This is a genomic window from Sphingobium sp. SA2 (genome assembly GCF_032227065.1).
Classification (GTDB): domain Bacteria; phylum Pseudomonadota; class Alphaproteobacteria; order Sphingomonadales; family Sphingomonadaceae; genus Sphingobium.
This window is the reverse complement of sequence record NZ_JAPMXX010000006.1, coordinates 1833097-1859658: the sequence shown is the minus strand read 5'-3', so window position 1 is coordinate 1859658 and position 26562 is coordinate 1833097. Positions and strand designations below refer to the sequence as shown.

Below are 26562 nucleotides of genomic sequence, written 5' to 3'. Positions count from 1 at the left end.
GTCGGCTTTACATTTTTTCTTACGCTAAGCAGACATTAGGGGTGTTGATGTAAGGCAGCCATATGGCATTTTTAGCGAACAACAAAGCGAGACAGACAGTTGACTCTCAACGTCATCTTGAACTGGTTCCCGCTGGCAGTTCGTCGGAAGGCGATCGATATTTTGAAATAAGAGGTGAACGGATCGCAGGACGCTTCGCTGCATACATTGCCACCCCAACGGCTAACGATGCGTTGAGACAAGCATGCGATTTTATCTGGATCGTTAACTCGGTTTCCTGTCCTCCGGAACAACGTTCCACCTTTAAGGAGGTTATAGTTGAGGCATTGCTCGCCTACAAATTCGCCCATGGCTATCCACAGGATCAGAGTGCTGGTGTGATGTTTGCGGATGACCCAAATGCGGCCACTCATCGGCATCCGTGATTTAGCCCGTTCTGCCTATAACTGGTCGGTGTCAATCATCCTCCCCTAGCAGGGGAGGTGGCAGGGCGTAGCCCTGACGGAGGGGTGTCATGCTATCGATAGGGTGACACCCCTCCACCGGCTGCGCCGGTCCCCCTCCCCTTACAGGGGAGGATTTTACGGGAATGATGGTCGGTTGGTTACGGGCTGCATCCGTCGCCCCTACCGCTTGCGAGCGTTGGGTCGGTCATGCCCCCGGCATGACCTGAACAGTCCGGGGGACTGTTCACCCGACGCTGGGCAGCGAAACTTGATGACCTTGGCCTTGCGCCGGGGGAATTTAGTCGCAGCGGGGTGGGCCAGCGCAGCCGTTGCGGTGGCCCACCCCCTAACCCCCTCCCGCTTGCGGGAGGGGGAATAAGGTCGGTTATGGTTTGCCTCTGTCACGCTGGGCTTGCGCGTTGGCGGACAGGCTCACAGCCCGTCGCCCCCAAATTCAGGCGTCGAAGCCGAAGTTCAGGAATTCGGGGACCGGGCCGTTCCAGCCATCGTCGGGGCCGTCATCGGCCATCTCGTTGCGCCGGCCACGGTTTTGCTGCGGCGCGCGGGGCGCGGCGGCGGGGCGGCCTCTTGGCTCTTCGCGGGGGCGTTCGGTGCGGGGTGGGCGGGCTTCGCGGATCGGTTCGGCGGCGGGCTTCGGCGCGGCGGGCGCTTCTTCGCGGGGCGGCGCGGCTTCGCTCGGCGCTTCCGCCGCACCGACGACTTCGATCTTGGTACCGATCAGCTTCTGGATATTGTCGATCGCTTCGGCGTCCGCTTCGGTGACGAAGGTGTAGGCGACGCCCGATGCGCCCGCGCGGCCGGTGCGGCCGATGCGGTGGACATAATCGTCCGGATGCCAGGGTGCGTCATAGTTGAACACATGGCTGACGCCCTTGATGTCCAGCCCGCGCGCCGCGACGTCCGATGCAACGAGGATGTTGACGGTGCCCGCGCGGAAGCGTTCCAGTTCGGCGATGCGCGATCCCTGGTCGATGTCGCCATGGATTTCGCCCGACTTGAAGCCGTCGCGTTGCAGGCTCTTGTTCAGATCCCGCACCGTGGTCTTGCGGTTGCAGAAGATGACCGCGCTGGTGACGTCAGCCTCCGCCAGCATCTTGGCGAGGACGGTCCGCTTCTTGCGTGCATCGACCTTTACCAACCGCTGGGTGATGTTGATCGAGGCGCTGGCTGGCCGCGCGACTTCGATCGACTTGGGGTTGGACAGGAATTTGTCGGCCAGCTTCTTGATCACCGGCGGCATCGTCGCGGAAAACAGCAAGGTCTGGCGCTGCGCGGGCAGCTTGGTGCAGATTTCCTCGATATCCGGGATGAAACCCATGTCGAGCATCCGGTCGGCTTCGTCGATGACCAGCAGCGAGCAGCCGTTGAGCATGATCTTGCCGCGACCGAACAGGTCCATCAGGCGCCCCGGCGTCGCGATCAGCACGTCCACGCCCTTTTCGAGCGCCGCGAGTTGGTCGCCCATCGACACGCCACCGATCAGCAGGGCCATCGAGAGCTTGTGATATTTGCCGTATTTCTCGAAATTCTCCGCCACCTGGGCGGCGAGTTCACGCGTCGGCTCCAGAATCAGCGAGCGCGGCATCCGCGCGCGGCTGCGGCCATGGGCGAGAATGTCGATCATCGGCAGCACGAAGCTGGCCGTCTTGCCCGTTCCCGTCTGCGCAATGCCGATGATGTCGCGCATCATCAGGACGGAAGGAATTGCCTGCGCCTGAATGGGGGTGGGCGTGTCGTAACCGGATTCGGTTACGGCCCTGAGCAATTCGTCGGAAAGGCCGAGATCGGCAAAAGTCATTCAATGGTCCGGGAACAGGAGGTTGCCCCATCCTGCCAGTCCGCACGATGGAAATCGGCCGCGCATTGCGGAAATATCGGCCACTTGTCAAGAAAATCCCGTAATTCGGGGCCTTGAGGATCACAATCAGTCGTCGGCGGCGACGAGGCGGCGGAAACTGTCGATCGCACAGCTCATGCCGCTGCGCGCCTGCAATTCGTCGCGTCCCGAACAGAGCGAGCCGTCCGCATCCGGTTCGACATAGAAGCCGGAATAGAAGCCCGCCGAATCGCACCCCTTTTCTAGCCGCGCACGGTAGCGATGCTGATCGGCGAGGATGAGATCGACGCCATTGCGCACGATGATGCTGGCGGCGCGAATCGAGCGGAGCGCGACGCAGCGCGGCCCCTTCTTCTCGTCCCAGTCATCGGCGGCATCGGGCGTGATCCGCGCGGGCGCCTTCCCCTTGCGGACCATGGGCACGCGCATGATCACGCGCCGCTCGATGGTCAATTGCGCCCATTGCACGGGCTGCGCGCCGGGCGCGGCAAGCAGTAGCAGGATGGAATGAAACAAAGCGGACCCCTTATGGGAATGGCACGCTATCGACGAGTGGTTGAACCGTCGATGAATTTGCGCGCATAGACGGTCCCATGATTGGACAGGACATCATTGCGCGCTTCGCCGCGTTGCTTGGCCCCAAGGGCGTGGTCACCGACCCGGACGACATCGCGCCATGGACGAGCGACTGGCGCGGCCGCTATCATGGTGCCGCGGCAGCGATCCTGGCGCCTGCATCGACGCAGGAGGTGGCGGCGACGGTCGCGCTGGCCGCCGAACTGGGCGTCGCGTTGGTGCCGCAGGGGGGCAATACGTCGATGGTCGGCGGCGCGACGCCGCCTGCCGACGGGTCGGCGCTGATCCTGTCGTTGCGGCGGATGAATGCGATCCGCAGCCTGTCGGCCGACTATAATCTGGCAGTGTGCGAGGCGGGCGTGATCCTGAGCGTCCTGCATGACGCGGCGGAGGATGCGGGGCGGCGCTTTCCACTGAGCCTGGGCGCCAAGGGATCGGCGACGATTGGCGGGCTGGTGTCCACCAATGCGGGCGGAACCCAGGTGCTGCGCCACGGCACGATGCGCGCGCTGGTCGAGGGAGTGGAGGCGGTGCTGCCCGATGGGAGCATCTTCGACGGACTGGATGCGCTGAAGAAGGATAATCGCGGCTATGACATCAAGCAATTGCTGATCGGCGCGGAGGGAACGCTGGGCATCGTCACGGCTGCGGCGTTGCGGCTGGTGCCCGCCATTGCCGCCCGCGCGGTCGGCTGGGTCGGCGTCGCCTCCCCCACCGATGCGCTGGCGCTGCTGCGCCTGGTCGAGGCGCAACTGGGTGACAGTGTCGAGGGGTTCGAGGTGATCGCCGATGAGACGCTGGGCTTCGTGCTGGGGCACATCCCCGGCACGCGTAGCCCGATCGAGACGCGCACGCCCTGGCATGTGCTGATCGAGGTTGACCACCCCGACCTGAACGACCCCAGCCCGGCCGAGCGGCTGGAACAGGCGCTGACCGATGCGTTCGAGCGGGAGCTGGCGATCGACGCGGCCATCGCTGCGAATGAGGCGCAGGCCGATGCTTTCTGGCGCATCCGCGAATCCCTGTCGGAATCGGAAAAGGCGCAGGGGCCAGCGCTGCAATATGACATTAGCGTGCCGGTCGCGCGGATGCCGGCCTTCATGATCGACGCGGCGCAGGCGGCGCAGGCGCGCTTCCCCGGCACGACCGCCTCCTCCTTCGGGCATCTGGGCGATGGCAATGTCCATTTTCATGTCCGCGCGCCAAAGGGCACCAGCGACGGTCCGGCGTGGATCGCGGCGCAGGGTCAGGCGATCAACGCCTTCGTCCATGATGCGGTGGTAGCAGCGGGCGGATCGATTTCGGCCGAGCATGGCATCGGCCAGATGAAGCGCGCGGAACTCGGACGACTGGCCAGTCCCGCGCGGATCGGCGCGTTGCGCGCGATCAAGACGGCGTTCGACCCCAAGGGCATCATGAACCCCGGCAAGCTGATACCACTGCCCGGAGAAGCCTGAGCGCGACAAAGCGATTGCACGGCGTCGCCAAGGTGATTATCGCCCTGCCCCAATCATCGGACCTGCGGCGTGCCTGAAAAACCGCTGCCTGCAAGAATGGATATTTGATCATGGCCAGCGCGCCCGCGAACAATCTGCCGATCTTCTACAATGACCTGCTGCCGCTCAGCAGCGTAGACCATGTCGATTTTCATAGCCGCACGGTCGACGCCGCCCCCTTCCTGGTCAGCCAGCATGCCGTGCCGTTGACGATCGACGAGTTCGTGTCGGCCCAGCGCTTCGTGCCGATCATCTTTTCGTCGGGTGCCGATTCGGTGCCGTTGGCGCTGATGGGCCTGAACGAAGGCGTGAACGTGTTCGTCGATGACGAAGGCAAGCTGCGCGGCCCGGCCTATGTGCCCGCCTATGTCCGTCGCTATCCCTGGATGCTGGCCAAGCTGCGTCCCGACAGCGAAGAATTGTCGCTGTGCTTCGACCCGACCAGCTCGGCGATTGGCGCGTTCGAGGAAGGCACCGCGCTGTTCCAGGACGGCAAGCCGAGCGAACTGACCCAGGGCGTGCTGAAATTCTGCGAGGATTTCGAGCAGGCCGCCGCGCGCACCAGCCAGTTCGTGCGCGAATTGCAGGACATGGACCTGCTGATGGATGGCGAAGTGTCGATCCAGACGCCCGTCAACGAACAGCCCTTCGTCTATCGCGGCTTCCGCATGATCAACGAGGAAAAGCTGCGCGACATGCGCGGCGACCAGCTGCGCAAGATCAACCAGAACGGCATGCTGCCGCTGATCTACGCCCATCTCTTCTCGCTGCAGTTGATGCGCGAAATTTTCGAAACGCAGGTCTCGCAGGGCAAGGGGCCGATCGCCCTTCCCGCCGCACCGCAGCCTGTCGAAGCCTGAACCAGCTATTAACCCGAAACGGTTCAAATAATTGATAGAAAGGGCGTTGCTTCCCCCCTTGTAAGGCGAAGCATCCTGCCCTATCTATCAATCATGCGGTGCACCTGCCCCCCTTTCGGGTGTATCGTATGGGCGCCTCCCCCTTTGGAGGCGTCTCCTCCCTGAACCTTGGCCACCCCATGCTCTGCATGGGGTGGTTTTTTATGAGGCTCGGTTGGCGGTGGGACGCTGTTTCGCTTGACGCGATTACGCCGTCTTCCTAAAGCGCGCCTCTGTGGACCGCCTGAGCGCGGTCACATGGCCCCTTCGTCTAGCGGTTAGGACGCGGCCCTCTCACGGCTGAAGCACGAGTTCGATTCTCGTAGGGGTCACCAATTATTTCCCGATCGGGCGACCTTCACGGGTTGGGCTTCACCAGATCATCGACATGGTGGACGACTCCATTGGCGATCACGCTGCGCACCTTGAAGCTGTTGGCGATATTCTCGCGCGGATCGCCTTCCACCAGCGCGATGTCCGCGAGCTTCCCGGCTTCCAGTGTCCCGGCATCAAGGTTGAGCGCCTTGGCCGCGTTGACCGTAGCCGTCTGCAGCGCCTGGAATGGCGTCAGGCCTGCATCGACATAGGAGGCGATTTCCGCGTGGAGATTGGTCGCGATCATCGTGTCGGTTCCCGCGACGACTTGCGCCCCTGCATCATAGATTTTCTTGAGGCTGATGAGGCCCCCTGCCAGTAGCGGCCGAACCATCCGTGCCATGGGATCATTGTCGCCCGTCACGCTTTCCCGCGCCCAGCTGGGATAGAGGTTCACGCGCGGATCGGTTCGATAGTCGGGGTTCTTTTCCAGATAACCGGTCAGCGCCCCGAAATTGGTGGGCGTCAGCGTCCGGCCACTTCGGCCGAACAGTTGGATGACATCGTCATGGGCCATGCCGCCCGGTCCTTGCTTGGGCGAATAGCCGCGGCGGCTGGTCGCCCCCATATGTTCGGTGCCATCGACGCCGCTATAGGCGGCCGGATAGATTTCATGGCCCGATACGGGAATGCCCATGTCGTGCGCCGCCTCGACGATGCGCCGCTGGTAGAGGTCGGGCATGCGGACATAGCTTTTGACGACATCATATTGCAGCAGCCGGGCGCGTTCGAGTTCGCGTTCGAGATGCGCTGGTCCGGAAACGGCCACACCCATCTTGTAATAGACACGCTGCCATTCGAGCAGCGGTCCCCCGACATAGAGGCGCGGGCTGGGGCGCACGCCTGCCTCCGCCGCTTCCCGATCCTCGACGGCGTCATAGACTTGCGTGCCGGGATCGCGGACCGTGGTGATGCCATAGGCCAGCCACGCCTTTTCCAGGTTCGAGCCGAAATCCTTTTGGACATGGGAATGATATTCGATGAGGCCGGGCATGGCGGTCAGGCCGGTGCCGTCGACGAACGTGCCCCCCTCATGCAGCGCCGGGTCATGATCGCGAATCTGCGCGATGCGGTTGCCGTCGATGATGATGTCCTTGTCATGCTGGGTCGCATCGGTGACCGAGTCGATCAGATGGCTGACATGGACGACGGTGCGGCCCGTCGGCTTGGCCAGGCGATAATTCAGGTTGATCGGCACGTCGGTCGTGACGCCGGTGGCCAGGTTGATCGTCTTCAGCATGTCGTTGGATTGATAGAGAAGCGTGTTCGAATCCGCTGTCCAGGTCGGGTAGAAGGCCGTGTCGTTCGTCTGGCTGCGCACTGGCCCCAGTGGCTTGCCCGCCTTGTCCACGGGCCAGACCTTGAGCAGTCCTTCATAGATGCCCGCCATCTTCGTGCCGTCGGGCGACCAGGCGGGGCCGCTGCCGCTGCGCGTATCGAGCGACATATTGGCCTGAGGTATCTGCCAGAATGGCTCGCCCTTGCCATCAGCCGGTATCACATAGACCTGGTTGGTGCCCTCGCGGAAACTGTTGGAAAATTTGTAGGACAGGCTGATCGCGACATATTTTCCGTCCGACGACCAACTCGGACTGCCCGGCTGGCCAAGCGAGGTCTGCAGCCGTGTGACCTTGCCGGTCGCGACATCCACCACGCAGACACCTGCCACGCCCCAACGACCATCGACGTCGATGAAAGCGACGCGCGTGCCATCGGGCGACCAGGCCGCGCCGAGCGGCTGCGTATCGAGCTTGGTCAGTTGCCGATCCGTGCCCGTTTTCAGATCCTTGATCCAGAGCTGCGGCAGACCGCCGACCCGATCCGAACTGAACACAATGCTCTGCCCATCGGGCGACCAGGCGGGATCAGCGTCGAGCGCGGCGTCCTTGGTCAGGTTTTCCGGCACCCCGCCCTTGGACGAGACGACATAGAGATCGCCGAGCGCGACGAAGGCGATGCGACTGCCATCGGGGGAGATACGCGGATGCACGATGCCCAGCGCCTTGCGCGGCGCGGTCGAATCCCAATCGCGCTTGGCCCGCTTATAACTGGGTTTCACGACCTCCAGCGTGGCGGCGAAGTCGATCGTTGAGGTCGCCTTTGCCCCGCCCCGGCGGATCTTGCCGTCCGACACGTAGAAATAGCCGCCTGCCTGATCCCAGCTTATGCGGAAAGGAAAGACATTTTCCTTGCCACTGACGATCTTGCCGTCGATTGCCAGATGGCTGCCCGTGTCGTCCTGCACGACATAAGCCAGTTGCCCCGATGGCCCGAATGACGGCGCTTCGGCCCTTCCTTCGGCCTGTTTCAACAGGCTTTCCTGCCCCGTCGCGAGATCGACGACATAGATGGCGCTCGCCATCCCCTGCCCGCCGGAATAAGCGATCCGCGCGCCATCGGGTGACCAGGTCGGCAACCGGTCCTCGCGCGCGTTGCTGCTGACCTGCTTGATCGCGCCGGTTGCGATGTCGAGCGTCCAGATGTCGTAATTGCCGCTACGATCCGACGAAAAGGCGAGCGTCTTGCCGTCCGGCGAAAAGACCGGCTCGCGATCATCGAACGTGCCTTCGGTCAGCTTGTGCATGTCGCTGCCGTCGGGCTTGATGCTCCACAGGTCATAGCCACCATCGCGATAGGCGAAGTAGACAAGCCGCTCCCCATCGGGCGACCAAACCGGCTGACGCGCGTCATTGAAATAGTCGGTGATCCGCCTTGCCTTCCCGCCTTTGACCGGGATGATCCACAGACTGCCCTGCAGATCGACCGCCAGCCACTTGCCGTTCGGCGAAACGGACACGGCCATCGACGTCCCTTCATGCACGTCGAAGGCGATCGGTGTCTCGCCACCGGGCGGGGGCAGATTGGCAGGTTGGGCGATGGCCGGATTGGCAGTGCTGGCCATCAGGGCGATAACGAAGGGTGTGAGCCGTATGTTCATGATAATTTCCCCGATCATTCCCTACCAGCCAAAGACGTAGCGTTCCCGCCGCACGTCCGCGCCGCCGCGCAAGGTGCCGGTTTCAGGCACCACGCCCGCAGCGACGATGCCCGTCGAGACGCCAAATGGCCCCAATACATCCAGCTTGTGCCCCCGCGCGGTCAGCGCATCGCGCACCGCCGGGGGCACGCGATCCTCAATCTCCAGCACGCCCGGCTCGTCTTTCTTCACGCCGAAGGAGCCATGGAAATGATTGGAATTGATCCGGGGTGCCTCGATGGCTGCCTGCAGCGGCTCGCCGAAGGCCAGAACGCGCAGCAACACATTCATGATCTGCTGGTCCTGATTGTCGCCGCCCGGCGTGCCAATCGCCAGGAAGGGCGCACCATCCTTCAACACCAGGGACGGCGACAGCGTGGTGCGTGGCCGCTTGCCGGGGACAAGGACGTTGGGGCTGTCGGGATCGAGATCGAATATGGTCATCCGGTTGCTCATCGGCACGCCGGTATCACCCGCAATATAGGCACCGCCCAGCATCCAGCCGGAGCTTGGCGTGCAACTGAACAGGTTGCCGTGGCGGTCCACGACTTCGATCGCGGTCGTATCGGCGGTGGGCACCGGCGGCTTTTTCAACATGCGCGGTAGGAAGGAAGGCGTGTCGCGCTTGCGCCCCTCAAAGGCCCATGGGTCGCCATAGCGATGCTCTATCGACGCCCTTTGCAGGATGTCCCTGGCGCGGGCGGCGGCATAGGGTTTGGACAACAGACCTTGCATCGGCACGCTGGCGAAATCGGGATCGCCAAAGAAGGCATTGCGATCATCGAAGGCGAGTTTGATCGCCTCGGCGAGTATATGCAGATAGGCGTCGCTGCCCGGCTCCATCGCACCGATCCCGGCGGCTTCGGCAATATTCAGCGCCAGCAGCAGCGCTGGTCCCTGGCTCCAGAAACCACCCTTGCACACGGTATAGCCGAACACTTCCGCAGTCGCCGGTGGTTCGACCCTACCCTTATAATTGGCCAGATCCGCATAGCGCATCAGCCCGCCGTCCGCCTCCATAGCGGCACCGATGCGGCGGGCGATGTCGCCCTTGTAGAAGGCATCGCGCCCGGCCTGGATCGCGGCCTTGCGGTCCTTCGTCCGGGCAAAGGCCTGCCGATCGGCGGTCACGATCGTCCGCATCGTGCGTGCGAGATTGGGCTGGCGAAATATCTCGCCGGTGCGGGGCAGCCTGCCGCCGGGATAATAGGCATCATAGGCATTTTTATATTTGGATGTCGGCTTCTGCTGGCTGACGAACACTTCGGCCAGGAAATTATACATGACGAAGCCGTCCGCCAGTTCGATGGCCGGTGCCAACACCTGGTCCAGCGTCATCGTGCCGTTTAGCTGCAGCGCCAGCGCCATGGCGTCCACCATCGCCGGGACCGTGCCACCATTGGGGCCGTTGCCCGGTATCACGCCCAGCGCGGCGAACTGATCGACGGTGGCCAGCGCGGGGGCCGTTCCCTGACCATTGATGACCGACGCCTTCTTCGTGGCCGCATCATAGATGATGGTGGGGGCTTCGCCGCCAAAGCCGAAATGGGAAATTTCGGTAACGGCGGCGGCAAAGACGGCGGCGACGCCCGCATCGGTGGCGTTGCCGCCTGCCATCAAGATACGGGTTCCGGCCGCCACCGCATAATGGCGGCCGGCCGCAACGATACCGAACTGGCCGACGATTTCGGGGCGGAGCGTTTCGCCCGCGCTTTTGAGGCGCGTCGGCTCCGGCGGCGGCGTCTGCGCCTGGGCGCTGGTGGCGATCGGCCCAGCGATAGCGGCGGCTCCGGTTGCCAAAGCCCATTTGCCCAAGGCACGACGGTTCATTCCCGTAATCGGGTTCTCATCGTTCATCGTTGAAACTCCCCGTTTTTTCCTGCGCCGATACGCTTCATCCGGCGCCAATATGTCAGATGGGACCAAGGATGATCCGGTTGCCGTCCGTCCGCGTCGCCAGGCCCAGGCTTTCGGCCGCCGCCTTCGCAAAGCCATGCGGATCATTGGCGACGAACAGCCCGGTGATCGTTTCCTGCGCGATCAGCGGGTCGGCGATCATGATCTTCTCGTCATTATAGCGCGCAAATTCCGCGGCCGCCTGCGCGAGAGTGGTGTCGCGAAAGGCGATCATCCCTTCGCGCCAATAGAGTTCCTGCGCGATCGCATCGGGCGAAATCCGGGCCGTTTCGATGGGGCTGGCCGCCGCCGGATCGACCGCTGCGCGCATGCCCTGCACCAGCCTGACCGGTTGGGTCGCGACGTTGCGACGGCTCAGTTCGACCACGCCTTCGCTGACGATCACGCCCACGGCGCGATCCGCTTGCCGCCGGACGGTGAAAGCCGTGCCGACGGCACGAACCCGCGCATCCCCCGCCTCCACCACGAAAGGGACAACCTTGTTTTTCGCGACATCGAACAGCGCTTCGCCCCGCGTCAATATCACGGTGCGGGTCTGCGGCGTGAATCGCACTTCGATGCGGCTGGCAGTGTTGAGATTGACGACGCTGCCATCGGGAAGCGCCACCCGCAGCATTTCGCCCTTGGCTGTCTCATAATAGGTGCCCTGCCCCGACAGGTGCAGTCCGACGGCTCCTACCGCCGAGGCCGCAACTGCCACGCCAGCGCCCCACAGAATTTGCCTACGCGTCGCGCCGACCTTGGTTGGTGCGACATGGCCCCCCTGTTCGTCGGTTTGCGCCAGTTCGACGCGGGCGAGCGTCGCGCGGGCCATCGCCCAAGCACCCATGCGGCGGCTGTCCCCGGCGAGCCAGGCGTCCAACTCTCGTTTGTCGGCGGCGCTGAGACCAGTCGCGTCACAGCGGGCCGCCCAGAGGGTCGCCTGTTGTTCTATCTCCGCGCTGCTTTCCCTGACTGTCATATGGCTCTGCATTTGAAATTCGGTCGTTAGACGCGACATGGCCGGTTTTTCCGCCACGTCCGAAAATATTTATCAGGGTGCGAATGCCGCGGCCGACATGTTTTTCGACCGTGCTTTCCGACAAACCCAGCTTTTGCGCGGTTTCGCGCTGCGACAATCCATGGACTTTGCGCAGGATGAAAACCTCGCGGCATTTGGCCGGCAACTGGTCGATCGCCTCCGCCACCAACCGGAACTCCTCGCGCTGCTCGGCTTGCACGTCAGGCGGCAGAACCCCGGATTCGATGCTCAAACGATCAATCTCGGTCAGCGTCTCCATCGAGACGACCGGCGCGCGTCGCACTTCGGTGACTATGACCGAAAGCGCAGCGCGGAAGAAATAGGCGCGTGGATTTTCGATATGATCGACCGACGGCAGGGTCGCGAGCTTCGCATAGGTTTCCTGCACGACATCATCGAGCAGAAAGCCATATTGCACGCGCCCCGCCAGCCAGCGGCGCAGCGCTGGCTCATGCGGACAGATGTGGCGTGCCAGCCATATGGCTCTGCTATCCAGAATAGGTCGACCCCTTACATCGACGATCCTCTGTAGCAACGAAAGGCACGCCCAAATCCGCCGCTAGAACAGCATGAAAAAAATGTGACAGGCACGATGGCGGATATTTTCCGCTCTCGTGTCTTTCCACTGTGATCTGCGGCAGCATTCGCCTCCAAGCCGTGATCTGGAGAGGATGTCGGGCACCCGGAAAAGGGGCCGATCGGCATCGCCTGGCCGGGCGAATGAGTCGGCCCAGAAACGGAATTTTCAGTGAGTGATCGACCATCGCGTGGCGCCTTGGATGCGTGCGTCCGCTGGCGCGCGTCCGTGTGGGAGGGAAATGGGGGAACATGATGACCAAGACGAAGATCTTTGCCATGCTGCTGGGGAGCAGCGCCGCTGCACTGGCGCTGACAAGTGGGACAGCCAGCGCCCAGCAACGCAATTTCGACCTGCCAGAAGGCCGCGCGGTGGATACGCTGCCCTCCTTCGCGTTGCAAAGCGGCCTGCAGATCATCGCGCCGTCCAAGAAACTGCGCCACAGTCGCACGCCCCGTCTCTATGGCGCGCATGATGCGCGGCAGGCGCTCAAGCATATCATCCGGGGCACCGATCTCGTCATCTCCTCCGACCGCAACGATGTCGTCACCTTGCGCGATCGCAGCCTCAGCGCCGAACCCGGCGCGGTCGCGGCGTTGAAGCCGATTGCGTTTGCGCAACTGGAGACGGGCGGCACCATGTCGGACGCGCCGACCATGGGGTTGCCCGCCGAGCCGCAAGGCGAAAGCCGCGCCGAAATCGTCGTCGTCGGCACCCAGATCAGGGGCGCGAAGACGACCGGTGCCCTGCCCGTCACCGTCGTCGGTCAGGAACAGGTCGATGCCGTCGCGGCCGTTTCCGGCGCGGACCTGTTCCGCTCCATCCCGCAGCTCGGCGGCGTGACCTTCAATGAGCAGGTGCTGGGCGGGGGATCGGGCAATGCCGCGCGCGGCGACGTGTCCACCGTGTCATTGCGCGGCCTGGGTCAAGGCAACACGCTGCTGCTGATCAATGGCCGCCGCACCGTCCTGCATCCCACATCGCAGGCGATTACCGGGGTGATCGATTCCGGTGTGCCGACCTTCGGCTTTAACGCGAACACCATCCCCGTCGGCGCGATCGAGCGCGTCGAGGTGCTGCGCGATGGCGCGGCGGCGCTCTATGGGTCGGATGCCGTTGCGGGCGTCGTCAACAACGTACTAAAATCCAACTTCACCGGGGCGACATTCGACGCGCAATATGGCGGGGCGGAAGGCACCAATTTGCGCGAATTCACCGTCAATGGCCTCGTCGGGTTCAATTTCGGCGGCGGCCGGGGCAATGTCTCGCTCTTTGGCGGCTATGCGCAAAAGTCCAAACTCTATCTGCGTGACCAGGACTATACGGCCACGGCCGACCGGCGATCCTTCGTCGCGGGCACGCCCTTTGCCAACAATGCGAGCTTCAACGGGACATCGACCAGTACACCCTGGGGCACGTTCCAGGCCACCGGGACCGGAGTGATCACCAGCAATGGCGTCGCGCTTACCAATGCATCGCGCCAATTCCACATCCAGCCATCGACCAATGCCGGTTGCCAGGTTGCGGCCGGTACGCCGGGCATGTGCTATGATGATGGCAGCGGCACGACGCAGATGGCGAACGTCGATTCCAACCTCCGTTTCAACCCCAATGCCACATTCACGGACTTGACGACCCAGCCATCGGTCAAGCGCATCAACCTGTTCAGCTTCATCAATTATGAACTGACGGACAATCTCGACTTCTTCGGCGAACTCGGTTTCTACCAGGGCAAGACCGAAGCGAATATCGGCACGGGCGGATCGCTCGCCAACATCCCGATCACGGTGGCGGCGGACGCCTATTGGAACCCCTTTGGCCCGGTCGGCTCGCCCAATCGTCTTCCAGGCCTCAATATCCCCGACGAAGGACTGCCCGTCACCATCCGCAGCCTCAACTATGTCGATGTAGGGCTGCGCAACGTCAATGTGACCAACCGGCAATATCGCATTCTCGGTGGCCTGCGCGGCATGTTCGGCGACTGGAACTGGGAGTCGGCGGGGCTATATAGCTGGGCGACGGTCAAGGACACTATGGACGGCACGTCCAGCAGCCTGCTGCAAGCGGCGATCAACAAGACGACGTCTGATGCCTATAACCCATTCAATGGCGGCAGCCTGTCTGATCCCTCGGTTGGTGACGGCACGCCCAATGCTGATGCGATCGTCGACAGCTTCCGCATTCAATCGACCCGTCGCAACAAGACGTCGCTGGCGCTTTGGGATTTGAAGATTTCCAATGCCAATCTGATCGGTCTGTGGGCGGGGAACAGCATCGGCATCGCCACCGGCGTCGAGTTCCGGCGCGAAACCTTCGACGACAATCGCGATCCTCGGCAAGGCGGTGTGGCCGGTGTCGACATCACCTATACCGATGCCGTGACCGGCATCTTCTACGGGTCGGACCTGATGGGGGCCAGCCCCAGCCCTGACGTTTCGGGCAAGCGCAAGGTCTGGTCGGCCTATGCCGAAATCGCCCTGCCTTTGGTCAGCCCGGACATGGAAATCCCCATGATCCGTTCCTTCGATATCCAGATCGCCGGACGCTATGAGCGGTATAGCGATGTGGGCGATGTAGCCAAGCCGAAGATCGCGGCGAGCTGGGATCTGTTGCAGGGCTTCCGCTTGCGCGGTTCCTGGTCACAGGGTTTCCGGGCACCGAACCTGGAAGTCATCAACACCGCGACGCTGGACCGCGTCAATGGCGGCACCGAATATGTGCTGTGCGAAGCCGACCTGCGCGCCGGGCGCATCAGCAGCTTCTCCCAATGCGCGCGCAACGTGTCGGTGCTGCGGCGGTCGGGCGGCAATCCTGATCTGAAGCCCGAAGAATCCACCAGCTGGAACTTCGGTGCCGTGTTCCAGCCGCCGCTGCCCGAAGGCTGGGGCAATGTGACCTTCACCGTCGATCGCTGGCGCATCAAGCAGAAGGGTGTCGTGGGCCTGCTCGATTATCAGAATGCGCTCAATCTCGACTATTTGCTGCGGGTCCAGGGCAGCAGCAATCCTGCCGTCGTGCGCCGCGAACCGACGGCGGACGACATCGCGCTGGTGGCGGGCACGGGCTTGGCACCAGTGGGCGAGCTGCTCTACGTGACGGCCCCCTTCCAGAACCTGTTGCCGATCCAGGTCGATGGCATTGACTTCAACCTCGACTATCGCGTCGGCACCACCAATTTCGGCAAGTTCGGGCTGAACGTGAACGCCGCGCGCCTCATCAAATATCAGCTCGACGCCCCGGCTGCCGTGCAGGCGGTTACCGATGGCCAGGCGGCAGGCGAAATCAACGCGGCCGTGCCTGTTCCCGGCGGTGGCGATGTCGTCGGACGCGACGGTCAGCCACGCTGGCGCATTTCCGCCAACCTGACCTGGGACTATGGCCCGGTGACCATCGGTGCCTTCACCCAGTTCATCGATGATGTTTATCAGGACGCGGTGTTCGATGCGGACGGCAACCGGTTCGTGGTCAAGGGGCAGACGACGGTGAACCTCTATGCCACCTATAAATTCGACAGCGGCATGATGAAGGGAACGGCGATCACCGTGGGCGCGCGCAACATCTTCGACAAGGATCCACCGCTCGCGTCGGGAGGATACCTGTCCAGCCTGTATCAGCCGCAGGCGCGCTATTGGTACACCAGCATCAAAAAGTCCTTCTGATGCGGGATGAAGGTCTGGCCCGTCGCGATCTGATCGCGGCGGGGTTCGCGGGCGCAGCGCTGCTCGGCCTGCCCGGTCGAACGGCTCTGGCCCAGTCGGGGGACAAGGCACCCGATGCGCCGCGCAGCAGCCCGGCGGTGGCAAGAGCGCACCGCGTTGAAGTGCCCATGCCCCATGGCGGGGTCGCGGCGGGGCACCCGCTGGCAGCGATGGCGGGGACGCGCATGCTGATGCAGGGCGGCACGGCAGCGGACGCCGCCGTTGCCGCCATGGCGGTGATGAACGTGGTCGAACCCTGGGCGTCGAGCGCGGCGGGCAATGGTTTTGCCACCTGTTTCGAACGACGCAGCGGCAAGGTTCAGTCGCTCGCCTTTACGGGCGGTGCGCCTGCCTTGCTCGACCCGAACGTCGATCCCAAGGAACTGGACAGCGGGCATAAGGCTGTGGCGGTGCCGGGCGCGTTCGGTGGGTGGATCGCGCTGGCCCGGCGATATGGGCGGCTGCCGCTGGCGACATTGCTCGAACCCGCCATCGGCTATGCGCGCGATGGGCATCCGCTCGATGCCTCGATCGCGATGTTCATCCGCCGCCAGCAGGCGGTGCTGGCGCGCCACCCGACCAGCGCGGCCATCTTCCTGCCCGGTGGCCAGCCGCCTGCGCCGCGCGCCATCTTTCGCAATCTACAATTGGCGCGCACCTTCCAAAGTCTCGCCGATGCGGAAACGCGGGCGCTCAAAGGCGGGGCCAGTCGGGACAAGGCGCTGTCCGCCGCCTATGATCATTTCTACACCGGCCCGATCGCGCAGGACGTGACCCGCTTTTCGCAGGCCAACGGCGGCTGGCTGCGCATGGAGGATATGCGCGCCTATCGCACGGTCTGGGAACAACCGGTTTCGACAGTCTATCGCGGGCTGGACGTCTATTGCAGCCCACTAACATCGCGCACCGGTTTGGAATTATGCGAAAAGCTCAACATCGTGGAAGGCTGGGATCTCGCGTCCCTTGCCAGCGATCGCGCCAGCCTCACCCATCTGCTGATCGAGGCGATCAAGATCACGAAGGCCGATGTCTATCGCTATGCGGGCGATCCCCGCTTTGTCGATGTGCCCGTCGCGACATTACTATCCAAGGATTTCGCCGCGACGCGACGCAAACTGATCGACCGCCTGCAAGCCATCGCCTTTCCCGAAGGCGCTACGCTGGCGAGCATCAAGCAGCCTGATCGACAGGCGGCCGCTGATGAAGACACACGCGGCGGCGACACCACGAGCCTGTCGGTGGTGGACAAGGAAGGCAATGCCATTGCCGTCACGACGACGATCGGCGGCGGCTTTGGGACGTCGGTGGTGATGGGCGACACCGGCCTATTGTGCAATAATGGCCTGCGCGTCGGGTCGACGGCTCCCTATGCCGGTCATCCCAACGCCGTGGCACCGGGCAAGCGTGCGCTGCTCGGCAATGGCCCCATCATCGTGCTGGACAAGGGGCAATTGAAGCTGGTGTGCGGCACGCCCGGCGGCGAGACAATCGGGCAGACCCAGTTCCAATTCCTCGTCAACGCCCTCGACCTGGACATGCCGATCCAGCAGGCGATAGAAGCGCCCCGTTTCGCGCTGAATGCCAAACCCAGTTTCTACAAGCCGGGTGCCGCCATCACCATACAATTGGAAGACCGTTTCGCGCCCGCGGATGTCTCGGCGTTGAAGGCCAAGGGCCATAGCGTCGAGATGGTCGGCGCCTTCGCCATCGGCAGCATCCAGGGCGTCATGGTCGATCCGTCAGGCGCACGCATGGGCGGCAGCGATCCCCGCCGCATGGGATATGCGGTAGGCTATTGATGGAAGCCTGACGAGATTGGAGACGGGCAGGAAAGAGCGTGATCCAGCAGGGTCGTCAGAGAGACGATGTTGGTGCGGGCGGTCGGAATCGAACCGACACTCCTTGCGGAACCGGATTTTGAGTCCGGCGCGTCTACCAGTTTCACCACGCCCGCACGGCTGGGAGAGGCCAAATGGCAAAATCCGACGCGGGCGTCCAGCCGAAAATGGCTTTGGCTGTCGCCAACATCAATTGGCGGCGGTTTTCGGCATATGTTGCGATGCGGGCCAAGGGGCGATAGCCTGACTTGCGCTATGATCCGCCCGCGTTATAAGAGCCGCTTCGTGCAGACATAGATAATTTCAACGGAGAAGGACCATCCTTTGACCGAATCGTCTGCCACGTTCCTGTTATTCGGCGCCACCGGCGATCTGGCGCGCCGCATGATCTTCCCCTCGCTTTACAATCTGTTGGCGGATGGCTTGCTGCCCGACGATTTCCTGATCGTCGCGTCGGCACGGTCACCGATGAGCGATGATGATTTTCGCAGTGATGTCGATGCCGCATTACGCCAGTTCCTGGCGTCGGATCGCTATGATGCCGCGACCGCCGCGACATTTGGCGAGATGATCGTCTATCAGCCGGTCGAGGCGGGCAAGGCCGAGCAGTTCGTCGCGCTGGCTGAGCGCATCGATGGGCGGTTGGAGCGCGGCCTGTCGGTCTATCTTTCCACCCCCCCGTCCCTGTTCGCGCCCACCGCGCAAGGGCTGGCCGAAGCGGGACTCATCACGCCGCTGACGCGGATCGCGATGGAAAAGCCGATCGGCAAGGACCTGGCTTCTTCCAAGGAGGTCAATGACGGCATCGGCGCGATGTTCGCCGAAGAGCAGATTTTCCGCGTCGACCATTATCTGGGCAAGGAAACGGTCCAGAACCTGCTGGCGCTGCGTTTCGGCAATGTGATGTTCGAGCCGCTGTGGAATGCCACCGCGATCGACCACGTCCAGATTACCGTGGGCGAAACGGTGGGGCTGGAAGGCCGGGTATCCTATTATGACGGCGTCGGTGCGCTGCGCGACATGGTGCAGAATCATATGCTGCAAATCCTGTCGATCATCGCGATGGAGCCGCCCGCGCGCATGGACCCGACCGCCGTGCGCGACGAGAAGGTGAAGGCGCTGCGGTCGTTGCGGCCGATGACGGCGGAGACGGTCAAGACGCACAGCGTGCGCGGCCAATATACGCCGGGCGCGGTCGGCGGCCAGATCGTGACCGGCTATGCCGACGAGCTGGGCCAGCCATCGGACACCGAAACCTTCGTGGCCTTGAAGGCGCATATCGACAATTGGCGCTGGCAGGGCGTGCCCTTCTACCTGCGCACCGGCAAGCGGATGCCCGCGCGCCAGTCCGAAATCATGATCCAGTTCAAGCCGGTGCGCCACTCCATCTTCGGCCGCGACGGGCATGGGACCGGACTGGAGCCGAACACGCTGATCATCCGGTTGCAGCCGGAGGAATATATCCGCCTGCTCATCATGTCGAAGCGGCCGGGGCTGGAGCGGCAGGTGTTGCTGGACGAGGTGACGCTGGACGTATCGCTGACCGCTGCCTTTGCCGGACAGCGTCGCCGGATCGCCTATGAACGGCTGATCCTGGACCTGCTGGCGGGGGACCAGACGCTATTCGTGCGCCGTGACGAGGTGGAGGCGCAATGGACATGGATCGATTCGATCATCGACGGGTGGAAGGACGCCAATATGAAGCCCGCCGCCTATTCATCGGGGAACTGGGGGCCGTCATCGGCCATTGCCCTTATCGAACGTGACGGAGCAAGCTGGCATGAGTGAACTAAACCCCGTAATCGCCAAGGTGACCGAGCGCATCGTCGCGCGCAGCGCCAAGCGGCGGCGCGCTTATCTCGACCTGATCGAGCGCGGTCGCGAAGCGGGCACCAATCGCGATCAACTGTCCTGCGGCAATCTGGCCCATGGCTTTGCCGCCAGCGGCGAGGACAAGCCAGCGATCCGCACAGGCCAGGCGATGAATATCGGTATCGTCACCGCCTATAACGACATGCTTTCGGCGCATCAGCCCTATGGCCGCTATCCTGAACAGATCAAGATCGCCGCACGCGAAGTGGGTGCTACGGCGCAGGTCGCAGGCGGCGTGCCCGCCATGTGCGATGGCGTGACGCAGGGCCAGTCGGGCATGGAATTGTCGCTGTTCAGCCGCGACACGATTGCGCTGTCGACCGCCGTGTCGCTCAGCCATGCGATGTTCGAGGGCGTCGCGCTGCTTGGCATTTGCGACAAGATCGTGCCGGGGCTGTTGATGGGGGCGCTGCGCTTTGGCCATCTGCCGACCATCCTGATCCCCGCCGGGCCGATGCCATCCGGCCTCGCCAACAAGGAAAAGGTCCGCATCCGGCAGTTGTATGCCGAAGGCAAGGTCGGGCGCGACGAATTGCTGGAGTCCGAAAGCGCCAGCTATCATGGCGCGGGCACCTGCACCTTCTACGGCACGGCCAACTCCAACCAGATGATGATGGAAGTGATGGGCCTGCACATGCCCTGCGCCTCCTTCGTCAATCCGGGCACGAAGCTGCGCAGCGAACTGACCCGTGCGGCGACGCATCGGCTGACCAGCATCGGGTGGGACGGCGATGATTATCGCCCGCTCGGCCATTGCGTCGATGAAAAGGCGATCGTCAACGCTATCATCGGCCTGATGGCGACCGGCGGATCGACCAATCATGCAATCCATTTGCCTGCAATCGCGCGGGCCGCTGGCATCAGCATCGACTGGACCGACTTCGCCGAAATTTCCGATGTCGTGCCGCTGCTAGCGCGGGTCTATCCCAATGGATCGGGCGATGTGAACCATTTTCATGCGGCAGGCGGCATGAGCTTCATCATCCGCGAGTTGCTCGACAATGGCCTGCTCCACCGTGACATCCTGACCGTCGCGCGCGGCGACCTGACCGACTATGGCAAGGAGCCTATGCTGGAGGATGAAGCGCTGCAGTGGCGCGACGTGCCCGCATCGCGCGACGAGAATATGCTGCGGCCCGTGTCCAATCCGTTCAGCGCGGATGGCGGCATGCGTTTGCTGGCAGGCAATCTTGGCCGCTGCGTGATGAAGGTCAGCGCGGTCGATCCGGCGCTGTGGACGATCGAAGCCCCGGCCGCCGTCTTTCATACGCAGGATGACGTGCTGCGCGCGTTCAAGGCCGGCGAACTGGAGCGGGATGTCGTCGTCGTCGTCCGCTTCCAAGGGCCAAAGGCGAACGGCATGCCCGAACTGCATAAGCTGACCCCAGCGCTGGGCGTGATGCAGGATCGCGGGTTCAAGGTCGCGCTGGTCACCGACGGGCGCATGTCCGGCGCATCCGGCAAGGTGCCCGCCGCCATCCATCTGTCGCCCGAAGCCCTTGGCGGCGGTGCCATCGCCAAGCTGCGCGATGGCGACATCGTGCGGGTCTGCGCGCAGCAGGGCGTGATCGAGGCGCTGGTCGATGCAGCGGAGTGGGACGCGCGCGATATGCCGCCTGCCCCGCCCGCGCCCTATGATACGGGCCGGGAGCTGTTCGCGCTGTTCCGCCATCATAGCGATCTGGCGGAACAGGGCGCATCGCCGCTGCTCGCCGCGATGGAAACCGAGCTTTGACCCACTAACCGCCGTCATTCCCGCGAAGGCGGGAACCCATCTCCCAGCGTTGCGGCCAAGGCCAAGGCCGGAGATGGATCCCCGCTTTCGCGGGGATGACGACCAGAATATGTTTGAGGGGCCTGACCATGACCGACATCATCGCCGCCGACATTGGCGGCACCAATGCGCGCTTCGCCCGTGCATCGCTCGACGACCGCGGCGTGCCGACGCTCGGCACCGTGCGCAAATATAAGGTGGCCGACTATCCCAGCCTGCAATCCTGCTGGCAGGCTTTCGTGGATGACGAGACGGCGGCTGACCCCACGCCGCTGCCGGACGCCGCCGCCATCGCCTTTGCCACGGCGATCGGGCGCGACGTCATCAAGCTGACCAACAGCAATTGGGTGATCCGCGCCGACACGCTGGCCGAAGATCTGGGCGTGAGCCAGGTGCGGCTGGTCAATGATTTCGAGGCGGTGGCCCATGCCGTATCTCGCCTGCCCGATGAGAATCTTCCCCTGTTGTTCGGGGAGGACCGGCCCTTCCCGCGCGATGGCGGGGTGACGATCCTTGGCCCCGGCACAGGCCTTGGCGTCGCGATGATCGCCTACGACGATGATCATCCCCATGTCATCGCGACCGAAGGCGGGCATCTCGACTTCGCGCCGCTCGATCATATGGAGGAGAAGATCCTCTCCTATCTGCGCGACAAATTCCTGCGCGTATCGACCGAGCGGATCGTGTCGGGGCCGGGCCTCAACTATATCTACAAGGCGATGGCAACGATCGGCCATGATCGCGTCATGCTGATGGAAGACCCCGAATTGTGGCAGAGCGCGCTCGATGGGACCGACCCCTTCGCCCGCGCCGCGCTCGAACGCTTTTGCCTCTGCTACGGGTCGGTCGCGGGCGACCTGGCGCTGGCGCATGGACCCCATGCCGTCGTGCTGGCAGGCGGGCTGACGCAGCGGATGCGCGACTTCCTGCCGCACAGTGGTTTCCATACCCGTTTCAAGGCCAAGGGCCGGTTCGAAAGCCTGATGGCGAGCGTACCGATCCGCTTGGCCGTCCATGATGAAATCGGCCTGTTCGGGGCCGCCGCCGCCTTTAGGGAGATGAAGAAATGAGCAAGCTGACCGTCGAACAGGTGATGGAACTCGCCCCGGTCATTCCGGTGCTGGTGGTCGATCGGGTGGAAGATGCGCTCACGATCGCGCGCGCGCTGGTGGCGGGCGGTTTGCCCGCGCTGGAAGTGACGCTGCGCACCCCCGCCGCGCTGGATGTGATCCGCGAGATGAGCAAGGTCGAGGGCGCCGTCGTCGGCGCGGGCACGGTGCTGAACCCCGCCGACCTCGATGCCGCGATGGAAGCGGGCGCGCGTTTCATCGTCAGCCCTGGCCTCACCAAACCCTTGGGCAAGGCAGCGATCGCGGCGAAAATCCCCTTCCTGCCCGGCACGGCGACGGCGGGCGACATCATGCGGGGGCTGGACATGGGGCTGACCCATTTCAAATTCTTCCCCGCCGAAACATCCGGCGGACTGCCCGCGCTCAAGGCCTTGGCTGCGCCGCTGCACATGGCGCGTTTCTGCCCGACCGGCGGCATCACCGCCAAATCCGCGCCCGAATGGCTCGCTCAGCCCTTCATCAAATGCGTTGGCGGCAGCTGGATCGTGCCCAAGGGGCCAGTCGATGGCGCGAAGATCGAAGCCCTGGCAAGGGAAGCCGCTGCGCTTCCCCGCTGACGCCATTGCGCCTGCCCGCCCGCCTGCCTAGATGGACGCTATGAACCCGCGCCGCCTTCTTGCCACGCTTGCCCTGCTATTGTCCGGTTGTACCGGATCGCAACAGGGCTATCCCTCGCTTGCCAAGCGGGCGGTGGAGGGCGCGCCGATGGCGGAGATCGCACCGCCCCCTGCCCCGATCGCGGCCGATGCGCCACTGACGGCGGAAATCGCCCGCTATGTGGCGCAGGCGGACAAGGGGCGCAGCGCCTTCGATGACGCCTTTGTCCGGGCCGATCGGGCAGCAAAGGCCGCGTCGGGCACAACCGTGTCGAGCGATGCCTGGGTTGCGGCGCAAGTCGCGATCAGCGCGCTCGAAGCAGCGCGCAACGACAGCGTGTCGGCGCTCGCCAGCCTCGACACCCTCTATGTCCAGCGTAGCAATGCCATTGCTGATGGCCGGGAACGGGGTGGCCTGGCGGAAATCGACACCGCCCGCGCCGCGACGCTGGCGATGGTGGACAGCCAGAATGACCGGATCGACGCGATGAAGAGCCGCCTCGCCCAACCCTGACCAGCCGTCAGCCCAGCGCGTCCTTCACCGCGCCCTTATGCGCCTTGGCATAGTGGACATAGCGGTCCGCCCCGCCGCGCAACTGGACCAGCGCATCATCCGACAGGTCGCGCATATATTTGGCCGGACGCCCCGCCCATAGCTGGCGATGGGGCAGCGTCTTGCCGGGCGACAGCAGCGCGCCCGCCGCCAGCATCCCGTCGCTTTCGACCACGCAGCCATCCATGACGATCGCGCCCAGTCCGACGAAGGACCGGTCCTGCAGGGTGCAGCCATGGATCATCGCCATATGGCCGATCAGCACATCCTCACCGATGATCGTCGGCCAGCCTTCGGTCGGACGGCTGATGCCATCGCCGGGGCTGTCGCAATGGATCACCGTGCCGTCCTGCACATTACTGCGCGCGCCGATGCGTATGTGGTTCACGTCGGCGCGGATGACGCAATTATACCAGATGCTGGCATCCTCACCGATCTCGACATCGCCGATGATGCGGCATCCCGGCGCGATGAAGGCGCTGGGGTGGATCAGCGGTGCTTTGCCGTTGAACGGGATGACGGAAACATCGGGATAGTAGCGCATCTTATGCTCCCAGCAGGCGCGCGGCGTGCAGCGCATTATAGGTCAGCACCCCGGAACAGCCCGCCCGCTTGAACGCCATCAGCGTTTCGAGGATCAGCGCATCGCGGTCGCCCGCGCCCGCAGCAGCGGCATGTTCGATCATCGCATATTCGCCCGACACCTGGTAAGCGAACACCGGTACCTCGAACCGCTCCTTCACCCGTCGGACGATGTCGAGATAGGGCAGGCCGGGCTTGATCATCACGCTATCCGCCCCTTCGGCCAGGTCGAGCGCCACTTCGCGCAGCGCTTCCTCGCTATTGGCCGGGTCCATCTGATAATTTTTCTTGTCGCCCTTGAGCAGCCCGCGCGACCCCACTGCGTCGCGGAACGGGCCATAAAAGGCACTCGCATATTTGGCGGCATATGCCATGATCTGGACATTGGCGTGGCCGCTTTCTTCCAACGCCGCGCGGATCGCGCCGACCCGGCCATCCATCATGTCGCTCGGCGCGATAATGTCTGCGCCCGCCGCCGCCTGGTTGAGCGACTGGCCGATCAGCACATCGACTGTGGCGTCATTGACGACATAGCCGGTGCCGTCGAGCAGCCCGTCCTGGCCATGGGCGGTATAGGGGTCGAGCGCCACATCGGTCAGGATGCCGATGTCGGGCACTGCATCCTTGATCGCGCGGATGGCGCGGCACATGAGATTATCGGGATTGAGCGCTTCGGCTCCATCGTCGCTGCGCCGGTCGGGCTGGGTGTTGGGGAATAGCGCAAGGCAGGGAATGCCCGCGTCGCGCGCGTCGCGGGCGCGGTCGACGATGCCGTCCACCGACCAGCGCGACACGCCGGGCAACGCGGCGATCGGTTCCTCGACCTGCTGCCCCTCGGTCACGAACAACGGCCAGATCAGGTCGGCAGGCGCCAACCGGTTTTCAGCAAACATCGCCCGGCTCCAAGCCGAGGCACGAGTGCGGCGCAAGCGCAGCGCCGGATAGGGGGCATGGGTCATGCCGCCGGTCTAGGCGCGGGGCGACGGGGGATCAAGGGCAAGCCGGGATCGGGCCAGTTCAGCGCGCAGTACCCGACCCGGCCACGGCAAAGCTATGAACCGCTACCCTTCTTTATCTCGGCGGCATAAGTGTGCGGCGCGCCGTTCATGTTGGAGCGGAAGATCATCCATTTGCCGTCGGGCGTGAAGGTGATGTTGGGTTCCAGCCGATAGTCATGCTTGCGCATGTCCACGATCTTTTCGACCCCGAACGTGCCCGGCGCGATCAGGTCGGCGGCGTTGTCCGCGTGGATGCCGGCGACATCGGGTATGGCGCGCGGGGTGAAGAGGTAGAGATATTTGCCATCGGGCGCATGGGCGACCATCTCGCTATCGCCGCCATCGCCTGAAAAATGGCGCATGTCGGGTGCCTGATTATAATGGACCGACCATTGGTTGCGATCGACATGATACCATTGCCGCCGTCCGGTGGCGATCTCATAGCCCGCCAGCCAGAAGACTTCGCCGCGCGGCGTCTGCAGATCATACCAGATCCAGGCGCCATCGGGCGAGAAGAACTCATGGCCTGCAATTTCCATGTTCATGATCCGCTTATGGATCAACTGCTTGCCGCTGCCATCGGTACGGATCGTCCAGATCCGGTCGACCTTGTGCCACGGCCCTTCGTGGCAATACATGATGAGGCCGGGATCGGTCGGCGAAAATTGGATATGGTTGAGCCAATCCGTCGAGGCGACGACGACCTTCCGCTCGCCCGTGCGGATGTCGATGGTGAAGATCTCCATCGGAATCTTTGCTTCCAGCCGTTCGTTCAGCCGCACTTCCTTCGCCTCGGCAAAGCTGAGTGGCTTTCCGTCCGGTCCATTGGCGGCATAATGGGCCTGGCCGAAGGTCTGCTTGATCTCCGGCGTCCCAGCCTTTTGCGTGCCGTCGGGTTGAAGCGGCTTGTCGCTGGCGGCCCATTGGCCAAGCAGCAGCGTCTCGTCGGCATTGATCGACCCTATCGAACCGCCATCGACCGTCGCGATTTTGCGGGTCTTGCCGCTGTCGATATCCGCCACGAAGATGGTGGTGCCCCCCGCCCCGTCATCGCGTTTACGGCTGGCATAATAGGCCGTGCGGGTCTTGCGCCCGGTGAACAGCAGTTGCAGATCCTTGCCCTTGACCAGCGGCTTGATGGTCCAGTCGGCCAGCGTCATCACCGCGATGCCGTCCGGCGTCGATATCACCATCTTGTCGCCCTGGGGCGTATAGCTGTTCTGATGGAAATAGAGGCTGGCGCTGCCCGGCTGGTCGGTCAGCCGCAGGACACGGTGGCCGGTCGTCTGGTCGATCCATTCGGCGGCCGGCTTTGCCTGCGCGGCCCCGGCGAGGCCAACCGCCGCCATCGCGGCCCATCCGATCATCGCTTTGCGCAT

The 26562-nt window shown here is 63.6% G+C and carries 19 protein-coding genes and 2 tRNA genes; 11 read left to right on the top strand and 10 right to left on the bottom strand.

Annotation, left to right across the window (positions count from 1 at the left end; translation table 11 throughout):
• Positions 1–62 precede the first annotated feature (62 nt).
• Positions 63–425, top strand: coding sequence for a hypothetical protein (locus OVY48_RS16795; protein WP_150125806.1), 363 nt, complete (start codon positions 63–65; stop codon positions 423–425).
• A 475-nt stretch (positions 426–900) separates the two neighbouring features.
• On the opposite strand, the gene OVY48_RS16790 is transcribed toward OVY48_RS16795, so the two are convergent.
• Both OVY48_RS16790 and OVY48_RS16785 read right to left on the bottom strand, forming a co-directional pair.
• On the bottom strand, positions 901–2265 hold the full coding sequence (locus OVY48_RS16790; protein ID WP_313923679.1) for a DEAD/DEAH box helicase: 1365 nt from the start codon (positions 2263–2265) through the stop codon (positions 901–903).
• A 126-nt stretch (positions 2266–2391) separates the two neighbouring features.
• Positions 2392–2820 carry a hypothetical protein gene (locus OVY48_RS16785; RefSeq protein WP_096063071.1) on the bottom strand — a complete coding sequence of 143 codons (429 nt, stop codon included), beginning with the start codon at positions 2818–2820 and terminating at the stop codon, positions 2392–2394.
• 77 nt (positions 2821–2897) lie between these two features.
• Here OVY48_RS16785 and OVY48_RS16780 point away from each other — a divergent pair, with 77 nt between their 5' ends.
• The 3 genes from OVY48_RS16780 to OVY48_RS16770 all read left to right on the top strand — a co-directional run bounded on the left by OVY48_RS16780 (position 2898) and on the right by OVY48_RS16770 (position 5610).
• Entirely contained in the window at positions 2898–4337 is a 1440-nt protein-coding gene (locus OVY48_RS16780; RefSeq protein ID WP_313923677.1) for an FAD-binding oxidoreductase, read from the top strand.
• Positions 4338–4447: 110 nt separating this feature from the next.
• Positions 4448–5236 carry a SapC family protein gene (locus OVY48_RS16775; protein ID WP_313923676.1) on the top strand — a complete coding sequence of 263 codons (789 nt, stop codon included), beginning with the start codon at positions 4448–4450 and terminating at the stop codon, positions 5234–5236.
• A gap of 299 nt (positions 5237–5535) precedes the next feature.
• Positions 5536–5610 (top strand) — tRNA-Glu (locus tag OVY48_RS16770).
• A gap of 23 nt (positions 5611–5633) precedes the next feature.
• On the opposite strand, the gene OVY48_RS16765 is transcribed toward OVY48_RS16770, so the two are convergent.
• The 4 genes from OVY48_RS16765 to OVY48_RS23890 are packed head-to-tail and all read right to left on the bottom strand — an operon-like array spanning position 5634 to position 11983.
• On the bottom strand, positions 5634–8588 hold the full coding sequence (locus tag OVY48_RS16765) for an LpqB family beta-propeller domain-containing protein (protein WP_313923674.1): 2955 nt from the start codon (positions 8586–8588) through the stop codon (positions 5634–5636).
• 21 nt (positions 8589–8609) lie between these two features.
• On the bottom strand, positions 8610–10484 hold the full coding sequence (locus tag OVY48_RS16760; protein ID WP_313923673.1) for a gamma-glutamyltransferase: 1875 nt from the start codon (positions 10482–10484) through the stop codon (positions 8610–8612).
• A 55-nt stretch (positions 10485–10539) separates the two neighbouring features.
• The gene (locus OVY48_RS16755) at positions 10540–11505 is read right to left on the bottom strand and encodes a FecR family protein (RefSeq protein WP_313923672.1); all 966 of its coding nucleotides are present in this window, start codon (positions 11503–11505) and stop codon (positions 10540–10542) included.
• A complete protein-coding gene (locus tag OVY48_RS23890) occupies positions 11441–11983 on the bottom strand; it encodes an RNA polymerase sigma factor (protein ID WP_237748845.1) in 543 nt (180 codons plus the stop codon). The genes OVY48_RS16755 and OVY48_RS23890 overlap by 65 nt, the downstream gene beginning before the upstream one ends.
• A 797-nt stretch (positions 11984–12780) precedes the next feature.
• Here OVY48_RS23890 and OVY48_RS16745 point away from each other — a divergent pair.
• Positions 12781–15801, top strand: a complete 3021-nt coding sequence (locus OVY48_RS16745) for a TonB-dependent receptor domain-containing protein (protein WP_313924821.1) — start codon at positions 12781–12783, stop codon at positions 15799–15801.
• Positions 15801–17639: a gamma-glutamyltransferase gene (locus OVY48_RS16740; RefSeq protein WP_313923670.1), complete on the top strand. Its 1839-nt coding sequence runs from the start codon at positions 15801–15803 to the stop codon at positions 17637–17639. Before OVY48_RS16745 ends, OVY48_RS16740 begins: the two co-directional genes overlap by 1 nt.
• Before the next feature lie 70 nt (positions 17640–17709).
• On the opposite strand, the gene OVY48_RS16735 is transcribed toward OVY48_RS16740, so the two are convergent.
• Positions 17710–17794: transfer RNA gene (locus OVY48_RS16735), tRNA-Leu, on the bottom strand.
• Positions 17795–18002: 208 nt separating this feature from the next.
• On the opposite strand from OVY48_RS16735, the gene zwf reads away from it, so the two are divergent.
• From zwf to OVY48_RS16710, 5 genes are all read left to right on the top strand, one after another.
• Positions 18003–19466 carry a glucose-6-phosphate dehydrogenase gene (gene zwf / locus OVY48_RS16730; protein WP_313923668.1) on the top strand — a complete coding sequence of 488 codons (1464 nt, stop codon included), beginning with the start codon at positions 18003–18005 and terminating at the stop codon, positions 19464–19466.
• A complete protein-coding gene (gene edd / locus OVY48_RS16725) occupies positions 19459–21285 on the top strand; it encodes a phosphogluconate dehydratase (RefSeq protein WP_313923667.1) in 1827 nt (608 codons plus the stop codon). The genes zwf and edd overlap by 8 nt, the downstream gene beginning before the upstream one ends.
• Before the next feature lie 128 nt (positions 21286–21413).
• Complete coding sequence (gene glk, locus OVY48_RS16720) at positions 21414–22394, top strand: glucokinase (protein WP_313923666.1); 981 nt, start codon at positions 21414–21416, stop codon at positions 22392–22394.
• Positions 22391–23011 carry a bifunctional 4-hydroxy-2-oxoglutarate aldolase/2-dehydro-3-deoxy-phosphogluconate aldolase gene (eda, locus tag OVY48_RS16715; RefSeq protein ID WP_313923665.1) on the top strand — a complete coding sequence of 207 codons (621 nt, stop codon included), beginning with the start codon at positions 22391–22393 and terminating at the stop codon, positions 23009–23011. Before glk ends, eda begins: the two co-directional genes overlap by 4 nt.
• A gap of 40 nt (positions 23012–23051) precedes the next feature.
• A complete protein-coding gene (locus OVY48_RS16710) occupies positions 23052–23564 on the top strand; it encodes a hypothetical protein (RefSeq protein WP_313923664.1) in 513 nt (170 codons plus the stop codon).
• 7 nt (positions 23565–23571) lie between these two features.
• Here the strand turns inward: OVY48_RS16710 and OVY48_RS16705 are convergent, their stop codons facing one another.
• The 3 genes from OVY48_RS16705 to OVY48_RS16695 all read right to left on the bottom strand — a co-directional run bounded on the left by OVY48_RS16705 (position 23572) and on the right by OVY48_RS16695 (position 26562).
• Positions 23572–24147, bottom strand: coding sequence for a gamma carbonic anhydrase family protein (locus tag OVY48_RS16705; protein WP_313923663.1), 576 nt, complete (start codon positions 24145–24147; stop codon positions 23572–23574).
• 1 nt (position 24148) lies between these two features.
• The gene (hemB, locus tag OVY48_RS16700) at positions 24149–25144 is read right to left on the bottom strand and encodes a porphobilinogen synthase (protein WP_313923662.1); all 996 of its coding nucleotides are present in this window, start codon (positions 25142–25144) and stop codon (positions 24149–24151) included.
• Positions 25145–25236: 92 nt separating this feature from the next.
• Positions 25237–26562, bottom strand: a complete 1326-nt coding sequence (locus OVY48_RS16695) for an oligogalacturonate lyase family protein (protein ID WP_409593378.1) — start codon at positions 26560–26562, stop codon at positions 25237–25239.